Annotated in this window: 12 protein-coding genes; 9 read left to right on the top strand and 3 right to left on the bottom strand. The window is 60.1% G+C overall.

All coding sequences use genetic code 11. From position 1 onward, the window contains the following. Positions 1-525 precede the first annotated feature (525 nt). The 9 genes from gap (at position 526) to B0G52_RS02260 (ending at position 12,227) form a co-directional block, all read left to right on the top strand. Positions 526-1,560 (top strand): type I glyceraldehyde-3-phosphate dehydrogenase, encoded by a 1,035-nt coding sequence (gene gap / locus B0G52_RS02300; protein ID WP_094041880.1) that lies wholly within the window; start codon positions 526-528, stop codon positions 1,558-1,560. A gap of 130 nt (positions 1,561-1,690) precedes the next feature. After that, positions 1,691-2,101 (top strand): VOC family protein, encoded by a 411-nt coding sequence (locus B0G52_RS02295; protein ID WP_094041879.1) that lies wholly within the window; start codon positions 1,691-1,693, stop codon positions 2,099-2,101. Beyond that, the gene (locus tag B0G52_RS02290) at positions 2,085-2,420 is read left to right on the top strand and encodes an MmcQ/YjbR family DNA-binding protein (protein WP_158223545.1); all 336 of its coding nucleotides are present in this window, start codon (positions 2,085-2,087) and stop codon (positions 2,418-2,420) included. The genes B0G52_RS02295 and B0G52_RS02290 overlap by 17 nt, the downstream gene beginning before the upstream one ends. Before the next feature lie 213 nt (positions 2,421-2,633). Continuing rightward, entirely contained in the window at positions 2,634-4,646 is a 2,013-nt protein-coding gene (locus B0G52_RS02285; RefSeq protein ID WP_094041877.1) for a sensor histidine kinase, read from the top strand. Between the two features lie 6 nt (positions 4,647-4,652). After that, positions 4,653-6,146 (top strand): response regulator, encoded by a 1,494-nt coding sequence (locus tag B0G52_RS02280; protein ID WP_094041876.1) that lies wholly within the window; start codon positions 4,653-4,655, stop codon positions 6,144-6,146. A gap of 83 nt (positions 6,147-6,229) precedes the next feature. Further along, positions 6,230-7,516, top strand: coding sequence for an ABC transporter substrate-binding protein (locus tag B0G52_RS02275; RefSeq protein WP_158223544.1), 1,287 nt, complete (start codon positions 6,230-6,232; stop codon positions 7,514-7,516). A 183-nt stretch (positions 7,517-7,699) separates the two neighbouring features. Further along, a complete protein-coding gene (locus B0G52_RS02270; protein WP_158223543.1) occupies positions 7,700-8,572 on the top strand; it encodes a carbohydrate ABC transporter permease in 873 nt (290 codons plus the stop codon). 1 nt (position 8,573) lies between these two features. Then, complete coding sequence (locus tag B0G52_RS02265) at positions 8,574-9,392, top strand: carbohydrate ABC transporter permease (protein WP_094041873.1); 819 nt, start codon at positions 8,574-8,576, stop codon at positions 9,390-9,392. A gap of 12 nt (positions 9,393-9,404) precedes the next feature. Next, entirely contained in the window at positions 9,405-12,227 is a 2,823-nt protein-coding gene (locus B0G52_RS02260; protein WP_094041872.1) for an alpha-L-rhamnosidase, read from the top strand. Positions 12,228-12,276: 49 nt separating this feature from the next. Here the strand turns inward: B0G52_RS02260 and B0G52_RS02255 are convergent, their stop codons facing one another. The 3 genes from B0G52_RS02255 to B0G52_RS02245 all read right to left on the bottom strand — a co-directional run bounded on the left by B0G52_RS02255 (position 12,277) and on the right by B0G52_RS02245 (position 15,112). Next, a complete protein-coding gene (locus B0G52_RS02255) occupies positions 12,277-13,365 on the bottom strand; it encodes a serine hydrolase domain-containing protein (protein ID WP_094041871.1) in 1,089 nt (362 codons plus the stop codon). A 34-nt stretch (positions 13,366-13,399) separates the two neighbouring features. Continuing rightward, on the bottom strand, positions 13,400-13,969 hold the full coding sequence (locus B0G52_RS02250; protein WP_094041870.1) for a TetR/AcrR family transcriptional regulator: 570 nt from the start codon (positions 13,967-13,969) through the stop codon (positions 13,400-13,402). A gap of 162 nt (positions 13,970-14,131) precedes the next feature. Continuing rightward, the gene (locus tag B0G52_RS02245) at positions 14,132-15,112 is read right to left on the bottom strand and encodes a LacI family DNA-binding transcriptional regulator (RefSeq protein ID WP_094041869.1); all 981 of its coding nucleotides are present in this window, start codon (positions 15,110-15,112) and stop codon (positions 14,132-14,134) included. Between the last annotated feature and the right edge of the window lie 11 nt (positions 15,113-15,123).

Below are 15,123 nucleotides of genomic sequence, written 5' to 3'. Positions count from 1 at the left end.
GCTCTAGGCCGACACCGTCGGGTTACAGCTCGAAATTCCGATGTTTGCACGCTCCAAGCCGACGCTGTCGGGTTACAGCTCGAAATTTCGATGTTGCACGCTCTAGGCCGGCACCGTCGGGTTACAGCTCGAAATTTCGATGTTTGCACGCTCCAAGCCGACGCCGTCGGGCTGCAGCTCGAAATTTCGATGTTTGCACGCTCTAGGCCGACGCTGTCGGGCTGCAGCTCGAAATTTCGATGTTTGCACGCTCTAGGCCGGCACCGTCGAGCTGTAACTCTGTTCATTCGCGTTCGGGAGGGAGACGATGCAGGAGTAACTGTGTGGTCTATTTGCTGCAACGTTGATTAGGCGCTCGGGAGAGGACGAATGCTCATCAGGAGATGAATGAACAATTATATTTGTGTCATATATATTTTATAATGAGTCATAAATAAGTTTTGTTGGTGTTTATATTGAGTATTATTTCGAATAAATGTATATTTAATGTGTAATAATTAACTGGTTAACCAATAGGGGGACAATATGAGCCAAGGTATCGGAATTAGCGGAATGGGGAGAATCGGACGGCTGTTGGTTAGAAAGTGGATGGCAAGACGACCGGGCGATCTGAGAGCGATAAACAGCGCGTATCCGGTCGAGACGATCGCCCATCTGCTGAAATACGATACGGTGCACGGGACTTGGACGGCGGATGTCGGCGTGCGGGACGGAAATCTGGTCATCGACGGTTATTCCATTGGGATGACGTACGAGAGAGATCCGGAGCGCATTCCGTGGCGTTCGCTCGGGGCGGACATCGTCATCGACGCGACGGGAAAGTTCAACGACGGAACCGGCGCTCGGAAGCATATGGCCGGAGGGGCGCGGAAAGTGATCATTACGGCGCCGGGGGAACGGATGGATCTGACCGTCGTCATGGGCGTGAACGATCATCTGTACGATCCGGGCAAGCACCATCTGCTGTCTGCGGCGTCCTGCACGACGAACTGTCTGTCGCCCGTCCTGCTCGTGCTCGACCGCGCCTTCGGCGTGGAGCGCGGATGGATGACGACGGTTCACTCGTATACGTCGGACCAGAACCATCTGGATAATCCGCACAAGGACTTGCGGAGGGCGCGGGCGTGCGGGCAGTCGATCGTGCCTACGACGACCGGCGTCGGCAAAGCGCTGATGGGCGTGCTTCCCCATCTGGCGCAGCGCATTGAAGGCAGCTCGATCCGCGTACCTACACAGGACGTGTCGCTGATCGATCTGACGGCCAAGCTGTCGCGGCCGGTCGATACCCGGGAAGTGCTCGAAGCTTTCCGCGCCGAAGCCGAGGGAGCGCTATCCCCGTACGTCGGATATACGGACGCGCCGCTCGTGTCCGCCGATTTTATCGGCAACGAGCAATCGGCGGTTATCGACGCCCTGACGGTCAGCGTCTCCGACGGGTACGTCAAGCTGCTGGCCTGGTACGACAACGAGAGCGGGTATGCCTGCCGCGTCGCCGACTTGGCGGGTCTCGTGCTGGCGCGGATGAGGGGGCTTCGCGGCGCCGAGCTGAAGCGGGCGTAATTTTCCGCAGGCGGCGGCAGTAATTCGGAACGGACATGTCGAAGATAGAGAGACAGGACGTTTGCCATGCAGCATAGGACGGACTTGGAAGGATGGAAGGGCAGGCGATCATGACAAGGAGGCGGGAAACATGGCAAGCAACGGATACGCACCCCGGGGGTACCAGACCGTCACGCCGTATTTCACGGTGGCGGACGCGGACAAGCAAATTGAATTTCTGCAGCGGGTTTTCGGCGCCGAGGTGCTGAATCGGTCCGGGAGAGAGGATGGAACCGTCGGGCATGCCGAGGTGAAAATCGGCGAAACGGTCGTCGAACTTTCTACAGGCAGCGACCGATATCCGCCTCGCGCGAACACGCTGCACGTATTCGTTCCGGATACGGACGATTGCTATGCTCGGGCTCTGACGGCCGGCGCGGCATCGCTGTATGAACCGGCGGATATGCCGTACGGGGAAAGAAGCGCCGGAGTCGAGGACCCGCAGGGCAACCACTGGTACATCGCGACGTTTACGGGAGGCGACCGTGGTTACTACGGATGAGCTGCGCCGGTTGGCGCTGGAGCTGCCGGAGGCGGAGGAGCACGCTCACTGGGATAAGCTCTCTTACCGGGTGCGGGGCAAAATCTTCGCCGTCGAGCAGCCGGACGGCGTGACGGCCCTGTTGAAAATGTCCTTGGAGGAGAGGGAGATCAGCGTCTCGGCCGCTCCCGACGTTTTCAAAGTTCCGGAGAAGTACGCCAAGCTTGCCTATGTCTTCGTCCGCCTCGACCGGATCGAACGGGACGAGCTTCGCGCGCTGCTCGCAGGCGCTTGGATGCAGGTCGCCCCCAAAAGTCTCGTAAAGCGCTTTGTCGGATAATACTCCGCGTTGTCGGCATTCCCCTTTGTTCCTCTAGCCTCTCGGTACCCTTCGGTTTATTTTCTCCGCCGCTTCTCTTCTGAAACTTCGCCAGCCAGCAGGGAGACTCGTAACGGACCTTCCCGCTGGCGGTCTATTTTTTTGACATCGCTTGCACTACAATAAATCAAAGAAAGAACGGCATGGACAGGACGGCAAGGGGGGACTTCGGCCATGCGGTGGAACGATTGGCGGCTGCGCACGAAGATGGCGGTTACGTTTACGAGTTTGTTCGTCGTGGCCGTGGCCGTCTTGGGCGGACTGACTTATTTTCATATGAAAAGGGATTATACGGAGCGGACGCTCGACCTCGTGGACACGTCGCTGGCGCAGATGACGATTACGCTGGACTTGTACGCCAAGGATATGGACAGGCTCTCTCTTGCCATCTTCGGCGATCCGATCATTCAGCGCATTATGCGCCAGCCGACGTCGGATTACGGCGTTCAGTACGACAATAACGAGATTGCGCATCGGCTTGTCCAACTGACGGCCCCTTGGCCGTATATTCAGGGCGTTTATTTGTTCGCGGAGGACGGACGGCTGTTCAATCTGTCGAAGGGCGGAGCGCCGTCCAACGAATATTCGGTCAGGCAGGAGCCGTGGTTCGCGCAGCTGGGGGACGAGGTCGAGCCTTCGATGTTTTTCTGGCCGACGGGACCGGAGACGATGGCGCTGAGAGATCCGCAGCTCGTCTTCTCGCTGATTCGTCCGATCAACGACTTCCAGTATTCGCTTCCCGGGCAGCGGCTGGGGTATATGAAGATCGATATGAGCGTATTGGCGCTGAAATCGCTCCTGCTCGGCGTCGACAAGGCGGAAGACGCGCTGCCTCTGCGCTATATGCTGGTGGACGAAGGTAGAAACGTTCTGTACGACAGCGGGGACGAATGGACGGGGCGGACGATGCCGGACGAACTGGCCGCGGCGGCGACGGAGCCGGAAGGGAGCGCGGATTGGGCGGGCACGCGGTATCTGTTCTCGGGCAACTGTTCCGATTACAGCGGGTGGACGATTGTGGCGCTTGCGCCGCACGCGGACGTCGTGAAGCAATCGGACAGCATCCGCGGCCTCATTCTAGTCGCGATCGCGCTGGCGATCGGCGTCGTCGGAGCGGCCTCGTACGTGCTCGCCTCCGGCATCAGTCGTCCGCTTGCCGCCCTGGCGCAGAACATGAAGCGGGTGGAGACGGGCGACTTCAAGGTGCGCGCGAAAGAACGCAGCTACCGGGACGAGACCGGACGGCTGTCCAGAGGGTTCAACCTGATGCTTGAAAGCGTGGACCGGCTGATCCACCAAGTTTTTCTGCTGGAGCTCAGGGAGAAGGACGCCAAGCTGATGGCGCTTCAGGCCCAGATCAATCCTCATATGCTGTTCAACACGCTTAATATTATGAAGGCGCTCAGCCGCAAGCAAGGCGTTCATGACGTGGCGGATATGGCGGAAAACTTGGCGGATTTGTTCCGCTACAGCATGAGGGGCTGGAACGAGCCGACGACGCTGGAGAAGGAATTGGAGAATGTGCGGCATTACGTCCGGATTCAGGAGATGCGTTACAAGGACCGGTTCGCGTTCGAAGCGGACGTGCCGGATTCGCTGCTGCGGCTGCGGATGGCCAAGCTGTCGCTGCAGCCTCTTGTCGAGAACGCGATCTTCCACGGGATCGAGAAAAAGATCGAGGGCGGCACGGTGCGGCTGGAAGCTCGATTGGTTTCGGGAAGCGGGCAAAGCGAGACAAGCGGAGGCGCGGGAGGCGCGGCGACGCGGACAGGCAGAATTGCGGAAAACGGGAAGACGGAGACAGGCGGAACTGCGGAAGGCGGAACGACGGAGACAGATGAATCTGCGGAAAGCGCGGCGACGGAGACCGGCATAGGCGGGGCATACCGGGAGAACGTGACGGCGATGGACGTGGAGATTGCGGTTACGGATACGGGGCCGGGCATGCCGGAGGAGCTCGTCGTCCGATTCAACCGGGCATTCCGTCAGGACGACAGCGTGGCGGAGCTGGAGCGGGAGCTGACGCGGGAAGGGAAGTCCGGCATCGGGTTAATGAATATTCACAAGCGAATCCGGCTGCTGTTCGGATCGCCCTGCGGCCTGCGAATCGAGAGCGCGCCGGAGGGCGGCACGAAGGTGACGATAAGGCTGCCGAACGATGCGCAAGCCGGCAGGGAGAAGGAGTAGACAATCATGAACATCTTGGTTCTCGAAGACGAGCCGATCGCGCTGGAGGAGCTTGAGCTGCTGCTGAAGGAGTACGAACCGGAGCATGCGGTGTTCTCCGCCCCGAACGGAGTGGAGGGGCTGGCGCTGGCCGAGCGGGTTCGTCCCGATCTTGTCGTAACGGACATACGTATGCCGGGAATGGACGGGCTGGAGTTCATTCGCCGGTTCAAGCTCGTCTGTCCCGGCGCGGAAGCGATCCTCGTTAGCGGTTATGACGATTTTGCTTACGCGCGCACCGGACTGCAGCTCGGAGTGAAGGATTTTCTCGTCAAGCCGGTGAAGAGGCGGGAGCTTATGCATGCGGTCGGCGCGGTTCTGGAAACCTTAACGGAGAAAAGGCGGCTCGACCGGGACGAGGAGCAGTGGCGGCTCGTGCGCACGCTGGAGGGCCGGTCGGCGAACGGACGGGAGGAGCTGGCCGGCCCCCTGCTGCTGGCGATCTCGCTGCTCGGCAACTGGAAGTCGGGGCATGCCTGGGAGCGGCACGAAGAGTCGGTGTGTCAGGCGATCGCCGCATGTCCTGCCGACCCGCGCATTTTATATCCCGAGCCCAACCTGCAATGCCTGCTGTTCTCTTGCGGCAGCAGCCGCGAGGAGCAGGCCGCCCGGGAAGCGATCGAGTCGCTGCAAGAGACGTACAGACGGACGAAGCTGCCCGTGCATACGATCGTCTTCGCCAAGGAGGGAGCCGAGCGCCCGGAGGACGCTTACCGCCGGGCGATCGGGCTGCTGGAGCGGCAGGTTCGACTGGAGACGAGCACGTTATCCTCTCCGGGCGTCGACGGAGAACGCGCCTCGGACATGACGACCGTATGGAATGCGATCCGGGTGCTGGAGGCCCATCTGGCCAAACGGGATTTCAAGCAAATTCGGCCGTCCGTCGACCGGATCGTCTCGCAGGCGAGAACGCTGCGGCTTCCGGCCAAGGCGCTGGCGCAGCTGCTAAGCGACATGTTTACGGCGCTGCAGTTCAAGCTGTTCCCCGGAAAAATCGCGGCGATCGCCGAAGCCGAAGCGATCGCGCACATTACCGAGACGGCCGTCGAATACGTCCAACTGTCCGACTGGCTGGAAGAGCGGCTGACCGACTGGCTGGAGGAGCAGGGAGGCGGAGGCAAGGAGCCGAGAGCGCTTGTGCGCAAGCTGATGGGCGACATCCGCCGCTCTTACGACCGAATCGACTCTCTGCACAGCTTCGCCAAGGAGCATCATATCAGCGTCAGCCATCTGTCCCGCTTGTTCAAGAAGGAGGCCGGGGTCAACTTCTCGGACTATCTGATCGACGTGCGCATGGAGCAGGCGAAGCTGCTGCTGGCTTCGGAGACGCTCAGCGTCATCGAGGTCGGTTCGCGCGTCGGCTACGAGGACAGCAAATATTTCAGCCAGCTTTTCAAGAAGCATACCGGCATGACGCCCTCGGAATTTCAAAAATCGCGCAAAATCGTCCCCCCCAATTGAGCAAAACAACCGGAAGCCTGCCGCGCTCCCGTTCCCTATAATGGGACACAGGCAAGCAAAAACAAATGGGAGGTCATCAAGAGATGCGCAAACGCACGAAAGCGGGCTTCGCCGCGCTGTGTCTGACTTTGTCGCTGCTGGTGGCGGGATGCGGGGGCGGGGGGCAGAACGCTCCCGAAGCGGGAGCGAGCGGCTCCTCTTCGCAGCCCAAGGAAGAGAACGTTACGCTGAAGCTGTATCTGGTCAACAATGCGAACCTGAACCTGGAGGAGGTCCATCGGAAGTTCGAGGAGAAATATCCGAACATCCGGCTCGATTACGAGGGCGCTCCGGTCGACCAATTTGAAACCGTTATCAAGACAAAGCTCGCCTCCGGGGACGCGCCGGACATTTTCACCGTATTCGCCGGCACGAAGAAGGACCCGTTCGTCAACGCCGGATACTTGCTGGACCTCAGCGACGAGCCTTGGGTGCAGCGGCTCACCCCGGGGGCGATTCGCTCGGCGAGCAAGGACGGCAAAATATACGGATTGCCGCGCAGCCAGAACGTTATCGGCGTCATCTACAACAAGAAAATTTTCAAGGACCTCGGCCTTGCCGTTCCGACGGATTGGCAGTCGTTCCTGGATGCCGCGCATAAGATCAAGGATTCGGGCGTAACGCCGATCGGGCTCGGATTGAAGGACCAGTTCGTCACCCAACTGATTCCTTACGCGATGGCCGCTTCGGCGATCTACCGCGACAATCCCGAATTCGACGGACAGATGGCCGAAGGCAAGGCGACGTTCGTCGGCTCCGCCTGGGAGAAGATGATGGCGGACTACGTCGATCTGGAAAAGCAAGGCTTGACGAACAAAGGCGTTCTCGGCACGGCCAACGATCAAGTGCTGCAGCTGATGAGCTCTGGCAAGGTGGCGATGACGGTCAGCCTGAATGCGGTCGTACCGGCGCTGAAGGCGGCCAATCCCGAGCTGGAGTGGGGCATGTTCCCTCTGCCGTACGTGGAAGCGGGCGAGCCGATCTGGGTATCGACCGGCCCGGCGCTGTTCGCCGGAGCGTACGCCAAGACGAAGCATCCGGAGGCGGTCAGAAAGTATCTCGATTTCGTCGCTTCTCCCGAGAGCATGAAGACGATTCTCGACGCCACCCAGTCGTTCTCCATCGTCGACGACGTGACGCCGAGCCTGGACGCGGCGCTGATGGAGATCGAGCCGAGTCTGAAGGTCGGAACGTACGCGTTCCTCGACCAGAACTGGCCCGCCGCCGTGCAGCCGCAAATGTTCGTCGGCATCCAGGGCGTATTCGCCGGCGGAAGCGTAAACGACATGCTCGCGAAGATGGACGAGGCGTACAAGGAAGGCAACAAGTAGATTAGATTGACTGCGGGCGCGAATCATCCGGTTTGCGCCCGGGTTGAGTAACGGCGCGGGACATAAACCAACTATTTTCATCTAAATAATATGAATTATGGACGTTGACTCGCCGGACCCAAGGACGGCGCAAACCGCAATCGCTTGACGCGCGCAGTCGCGATGAACACAGGGGGGGACACTATGAGACGGACTGGCATCGACGGAGTCTTCCTGCTGCCTGCATTTCTGGTCTTTACGATTTTTCTGGCGTATCCGGTGCTCAGCAGCTTCTATTACAGCATGACGGATTGGAACGGGCTGAGCCCGACGATCGACTTTATCGGCTTGGACAATTTCCGCAAGCTCGCGCACGACAAGGACGTCTGGAAAGGGCTGCAAAACACGCTGGTCATCGCGCTGCTCGTCACCGTGCTGCAGAACGTTATCGGCCTGCTGCTCGCCCTCGGCCTGCAGAAAACCGGGTTCGTCCAGCGCCTGCTTCGCGCCTGGTATCTGCTGCCGGCTCTGCTCAGTCCGCTTGCGATCGGATACATTTGGAGCTATATGTACAATCCGCAGTTCGGGGTTATCAATACGATTTTGGAGTTTGTCGGTCTGTCGGGCTGGGCGCAGGATTGGCTGGGCGACCGCAGATTGGCGATCTACAGCGTCATTGCTGCGAATCTGTGGCAGTGGGTGGCGTTCAGCATGATCATTTACGTCGCGGGGCTGCAGTCGATTCCGCGCGATATGTACGAGGCGGCCGACATCGACGGGGCCGGGGCGTTCAGCCGTTTCAAGAACATTACGTTCCCGCTCGTCGCTCCCGCTTTTACGGTGAACATCGTCGTGACGATGATCGTGGGGCTTAAGCTTTTCGACATCATCTTCATTATGACCAACGGCGGTCCGGGAGGATCGACGGAAAATCTCGCGGTTATGCTGTACCGGCAGGCGTTCGCCTTGAACCGGATGGGGTACGCGAACGCGATCGCGCTGCTAATGTTTGCGATGATTCTCGTCTTCTCTCTCGTTCAGATCGCCTTGCTGCGCAGAAGAGAGGTGGAATACTGAGATGATTTTGCGACGCTTGCTAACGCCTCTTGGCCTCGCTTTCTGGGCGATGATCGTGGCGATCCCTTTTTACCTGGTCGTGACCATGTCGCTCAAGTCGCCTGCGGATTTGCAATACGGACCGCTGAAGTGGCCGGAGACGCTGAAGTTCTCCAACTATTGGACCGCCTGGCAGCAGGCGAATATGGGGCAGGCGTTTCTGAACAGCATTTTGATTACCGGAGTTTCTCTTATTCTCATCGTCGTCTTCAGCTCGATGGCGGCCTACCCGCTGGCGCGGCGAACGGACAGATGGTCGGGCGCTCTCTACGTCTATTTTCTGGCGGGCATCATGGTGCCGTTCCAACTCGCGATGATTCCGCTGTACAAGCTGCTTAACGGCTTGAATCTGATCGGAAAATATCCCGGAGCGATCGCGGTGTACATCGCCACGGGAATTCCGTTCGCGGTGTTCCTGTACGTCTCGTTCTTCAAGACGGTGCCCCGCGAGCTGGAGGAGTCGGCGCAGATCGACGGCAGCGGTCCGTTTCGGACGTTCTGGAAAATTCTGTTCCCGCTCGTCAAGCCGATCACGTCGACCGTAGTCATCATCAAGAGCCTGTTTATTTGGAACGACTTCTTCATTCCGCTGCTGTTCCTGCAAAGCAAGGCGATGCGCAATATTCCGCTGTCGCTCTACTCGTTCACGAGCGAGTATACGAACAACTGGGTGCTCATTTTCGCCGCCGTCGTGATCGGATCGCTGCCGCTGATTGCGCTGTTCCTGGCGCTGCAGAAGCATTTTATTCAGGGGATCGCCAGCGGAGCGGTTAAAGGATAGGGGGAATCGGATATGCCGGAAAATGTTCGCGTAAGCGGCTTAAGATGCGAATACATGGTCGATCCGCTCGGTCTTGGCATCGAGGCGCCCAGATTAAGCTGGGAGCTGCGCGCCGCAAGAAGGGGAGTGCGCCAGACCGCGTACCGGATTCGGGTGACGGACGGCGATACGGTCGTGTGGGATACGGGGAAGACGGCGTCCGGCAGCTCGTCGGGCCATACTTACGAAGGGACCAAGCTGCGCGCGCGGCGCCGATACGAGTGGCAGGTCATGGTGTGGGACGAGCGCGGCGAAGCGTCCGAATGGAGCGGGACGGCCTGGTGGGAGATGGGGCTGCTCGGGCCGGAGGATTGGTCGGCGAAGTGGATCGAGCCGGAGCAGACGACGGTGGCCGAGGAGCCGCCGCTCGACTTCTACGACCGGACGAAGAAGCTGCCGCCGACCGATTACGGCCGGCTGCTGCCTTGCCCGCTGCTGCGCAGGCGGTTCGAGGCGAAGGGAGCCGTCCGGCGGGCGCGCATCTATGCGACGGCTCACGGCATCTACGAGCTGGAGCTGAACGGCCGGCGGGTCGGCGATCAGGAGCTGGCTCCGGAGATGACGTCCTACGACCGCTATTTGCAGGTGCAGACATACGACGTGACGGAGTTGGTGGAAGAAGGAGCGAATGCGCTCGGGGCGACGCTTGCGGACGGCTGGTACGCGGGACGCGTCGGTCTGATGGGCGACAACTGCCAATACGGCAACCGGTTGGCTCTGCTGCTCCAGCTCGAAATCGAATACGAGGACGGTTCGCGGCAGACGGTCGTGTCGGACGACGGCTTCAGAAGCTCGTTCGGACCTTACGTCTACTCCGACCTGTTCATCGGGGAGAGGTACGACGCCCGGCTGGAGAAGCCGGGCTGGAGCACGGCCGGCTACGACGACCGGGATTGGAGCGCCGTCCGCGAAGTCGAGCGGGATCGCGGCGTTCTGGTCGCGGCGTACGGCGAGCCGGTGCGGGCCGTCCTTACGCTTGCCGCCGAACGCATTATTCGCACGCCGCTGGGCGAGACGGTGGTCGATTTCGGCCAGGTCGGCGCCGGAAGAGTCCGCATGCGCGTGCAGGGAGAGGCCGGAGCGGAGGTCGTGCTGGAGCACAGCGAGGTGCTGGACGAGCGGGGCAATTATTTGAACAACATTCGCGGCAGGTTCAAGGATCAGAGGGACGTCTACGTGCTGCGCGGAGACGAGGCGGGAGAGACGTACGAGCCGAAGTTTACGTTCCACGGCTTTCGTTACGTCAGGGTGACCGGGTATCCGGGAGAGCCGCGGGCCGGCGACTTCGAGGCGGTCGTCCTGTCCTCCGATCTGCGCGTAACTGGGGATTTCAGCTGCTCGGACGAGCGGATCAACCGGCTGCAGGCGAATATCGTCTGGAGCCAGCGGGGCAATCTGCTGTCGATTCCGACGGACTGTCCGCAGCGGGAGCGGGCGGGGTGGACCGGCGACATTCAGGTGTTCGCTCCGACGGCTTGCTTTAATATGGACGTGAACCCGTTCCTCTCCCGCTGGCTGCGCAACATGGCGGCGGAGCAGCGGGAGGACGGCCAAGTTCCGATCGTCGTGCCGTATTTGAAAGGCTACGAGAACATTATTTTCCCGCCGATGGGGACTCACTCTTCCGCCGGTTGGGGCGACGCCTGCATGATCGTGCCGTGGACTTTGTACGAAAATTACGGGGATACCGGCGTGCTGGCCGAGCATTACGGGATGATGGTTCGCTGGCTCGATTATATCGAGAGATCGGCTTCCGAAGGTGCGGGGGCTTTGGGAGATGCGGGACATTTAGCAGGTTCAGGAGATTCAAGAGATTCGGTCGCCGAGCGGAAAAAGTATTTGTGGAATACCGGCTTCCACTTCGGGGATTGGCTCATTCCGAGCATGAGCGTCAGCAAGGACGGGCAGACGGTCGATATGATGCAGAGCGCTTTCGCCACGAAGGAGCTGGTCTCGACCTGCTTCTTCGCCTATTCGGCCGAGCTGCTGTCGCGGATTGCCAAGCTGTTGGGCAAGGAGGAGGACGCGAGCCGGTACGCCGAGCTTAACCGCAACGTGCGGCGGGCGTTCGCCGAGGAGTATATGAACGAGGATGGCCGGCTGAAGGCCCATTTCCAGGGCATCTACGTACTGGCGCTGCGGATGAAGATGATTCCGGACGAGGCCAGGGGCAAAGTGCTGAACCAACTGGTCGGCCTGATCGAGGACAACGGCAATCGCCTCGACACCGGCTTCCTGTCGGTGCCTTATCTGCTGGACGTGCTCTGCGACAACGGCCGAAGCGACGTCGCCTATCGCCTGCTGTATCAGACGGAGTGCCCTTCCTGGCTGTACGAGGTCGAGAAGGGCGCGACGACGATCTGGGAAGCGTGGCAGGCGATTATGCCCAGCGGTAAAGTCACGAACGTCTCGTACAACCATTACGCGTTCGGCTGCATCGGCGACTGGCTGTACCGGCGCATTGCCGGGCTGGACAAGGGCGAGGCCGGATATGGCCGCATCGTCGTCAAGCCGGCCTTCGACTGCGGGCTGACCTGGGTGGGAGCGCGGTACGAGTCGGTGCTCGGAACGATTGTATCCGAGTGGCGTCTGGACGGCGCGGCGGCGACGCAGATCGTGACGGTGCCGCCGAACGCGACGGCGGTCGTGCATCTGCCGGGAGCGAATCTGTCCGAGGCCCGCGAAGGCGGCAAGGCGCTCCGCCTGGCGGAAGGGCTGATCTCCGCCCGCCAGACGGAGGACGGAATCGTCGCCGAGATCGGCAGCGGCAGCTACTTGTTCGAGTATACGCGATAAACGACGATGCGCCCTGCCGATTCGGCCGGGCGCAATCCGCGGCGCCGGATTACCCGCGCGCGTCGCAGCGAAGCAAAATATCGATCGCCCTGAACATCAGCCTCAGCCCTTTCCGGTTGTAGCGGAACTGGTTCAGGCTGCCGATCAGATAAGCGTCCGTCTTCGGGTGATAGAACAGCCACGAGCCGGACGTCCCCATATTGCCCCACGAGCTGTACCTGCCGGGCATGAGCAGAAACGCCGGCTTGATCATCATCAATCCGTAACCGTAATCGATGCCGGGAAAAAACCGTCCCCTGTCGTTTTGCATTTTCTCTACTGTCTTCTCGCTTAAGATACTGCGTCCAACCAGCGCCTTCATCAGCTTGAGCTGATCCTCGGTCGTGGATACGACGCCTCCGCCGGCGTACATGAAGCTTAAGCCGCCGTGCTCGGTCACGTCCCTGTTGCGATGGAACAGTCGCGCGAGCGGATGGCTGCTCGGCTCGCTCGGTTCCGAATAACGCGAGAACCAGGTGTGCGTCATGCCAAGCGGCTCGAACAGATACTGCCGCAGCAGCTCATGGTACGGCTGGCCCGCCGCTTGCTCCATCGCCAGGCCGAGCAGGTGGTAGCCCGTATCCGAGTAGTGAAAGCCTCCGCCCGGCGGAAAGCGGTTTTTCAGCCTTGTCTTCGTCCATTCCACCACCGCTCTCGGCGACCAATCGCGCTGCGCGTCCCCGAATACGAGATCGAGCATCGACGCCTCGCCCTTCGGTTTATCCTCGAAAAAGTCGTTTAACCCCGACGCATGGTTCAGCAAATGTTTGATGCGAATGTCGCTCCCGTAGTCCCGGCCTTTGTAAAGGTGGAGCCCCTGGAGCAGCTCGGGGTCGAGGTGGGCCGAGATCGGATCGTCGAAATCGAGTATCCCGTTCTCGACGAGCGTGCCGCAGAGCGCCGAAGCGAACAGCTTGCTGACGCTGGCGACGTAATAGGGCTGGTCTTCGTGCGCGGGAACCGAGCCTCCCGCAAGTTTCATCCGAATGCCGAGACGTTCGGAATCCACGAGAAAATAAGCGTTGCGGATAAGCGGGTCACGGTCGACCGTGCGCCCGAACAGCTCCGCGATATGCGATTGCGCTTCGTTACGATTCATGGATAATCGCCCCTTTGCCTTTGCGGCCGCTTCATCATTTGGCTTGCTTTCGCGCCAGCTCGGCGGCGATCAGATCTTCGCCCGTCTGCCGGAGCAGCTCTGCGAGCGCTTCTTCGCTTGCTCCCGGCAGCGCGCCGTTAATGTCCATGACGGACAGCCCGAGCTGGAAGACGCGCATTTTGAACAGGATCCCCATCAACTCTTCATCCGAGAAAAGAGCGAGCTCCGGCTTGCGCTTCATCTGCGCGAGCAAGTCTTGGACGGACGTCTGGACGTCCTTCAGGCGGGGATGGTTGTTGACGGCGAGCTCCCGGAACAATGCGGGATGCTCCCGCGCGAACTTCAAGCTGGCGATGCCGATGTTCAGGAACGGATCGGGGCTGTACGGCGTTCGCGCCATCTCTGCCGACAAATCTACGATTCGGACCAGCACCGCGTCCTTCAGCTCTTCGACATCTTTGAAGTTGACGTAGATCGGCGCGATCGAGCTGCCCAGCTCGTCGGCGATTTTGCGGATCGTAATCGCATCCAGCCCTTCGCGGTCGGCGATGGCGAGCGCGGCTTCGACGATCGCTTCCTTGGAAAACTTGGCTTTCGGAGGCATGGTTCAGCTCCTTGCGAATCGATTGATACATATCACTTGATACATATCATGTCATAGAGAAGCGGCGTTGTAAAGGAGGAATTTGGATGGGGTTGGAAATCGGTTGACCGATAAAAAGGAAACGCCGGCTCAAGGCCGACGCTTCTGAACGATTCGGAAAGGTTATTTGACGGAGGGAGAGGGACCGACGGATTCGCCTTTGATTAGCGAGACATAGATTCTTTCGGCTTCGACGGGCTGGGCGGCGATCATTTTCAGCAGTTGCTCGGAGGCGATCGCTCCCCATTTGCGCATCGAGTAATCGATGGTGGCCAGACGGGGGATGGCGAATTGCGCCAGCTCGATATTGTCGAAGCCGATCAGGTGAATGTGCTCGCCGATTTTCAAGTCGGTGTACGACGTAAAGCAGCGGTACGCGCCGACGGCCATCTCGTCGTTCAGGCAAAATACGGCGGCAGGCCGCTCGTACTCATCGGCGATCACGCGGGCGGCCGCCTCTCCCGACGCTCTGCCGAAATCGCCCTGAAGCTCGATCACTTGGGCGTGCGGGGCGCGTTCGGCGGCCTGGCGGACGGCGCGGAGGCGCTGGTTGGCGTCATAGGAGCCGGAGGGACCGGTCACGGCGTAGATTTTGTCGTGTCCCAACTCCAGTAAATATTCCATCGCCAGCGTCGCGCCGGCTTTGTTGTCCAGCAGCACCTGACTGACGTTCGGGTGAAGCAGCTCGCGGTCGAGCACGACCGTTTTGTGCCCTTTTTCCGCATATTGCAGCAGCTCCTTGTCGGAGAACGTAACGTCAAGCACAATCGCGCCGTCGATCATCCGCTCGGGAATGAGACGTCGCGATTTCTCCCCGCTGCAGACGAGCAGATCGTACCCTTTGCCGCTCAAATACTCTTTGACTCCTTGCAGCAGATCGCCGTAGAAGTTGCCGCTGAAATCGGTCAGAAAGATGCCGATCAGATTGGACTGCTGCTTCTTCAGCAAACGCGCGGCGGCGTGGGGAACGTAATGGAGCTCTTCGGCGATTTTCAATATTTTGGCGGCCGTTTCCTTCGTGACCTTGTCGCTGCCGTTCAGGGCGTACGAGACGGTCGAGATGGAGACGCCGGCTTTTTTCGCGATATCCTTAATGCTGGCCAAAAAGGTTCTCT

The sequence above is a fragment of the Cohnella sp. SGD-V74 genome (assembly GCF_003001675.1).
Lineage (GTDB): Bacteria > Bacillota > Bacilli > Paenibacillales > Paenibacillaceae > Cohnella.
This window is presented reverse-complemented; position numbering and strand designations above follow the sequence as displayed.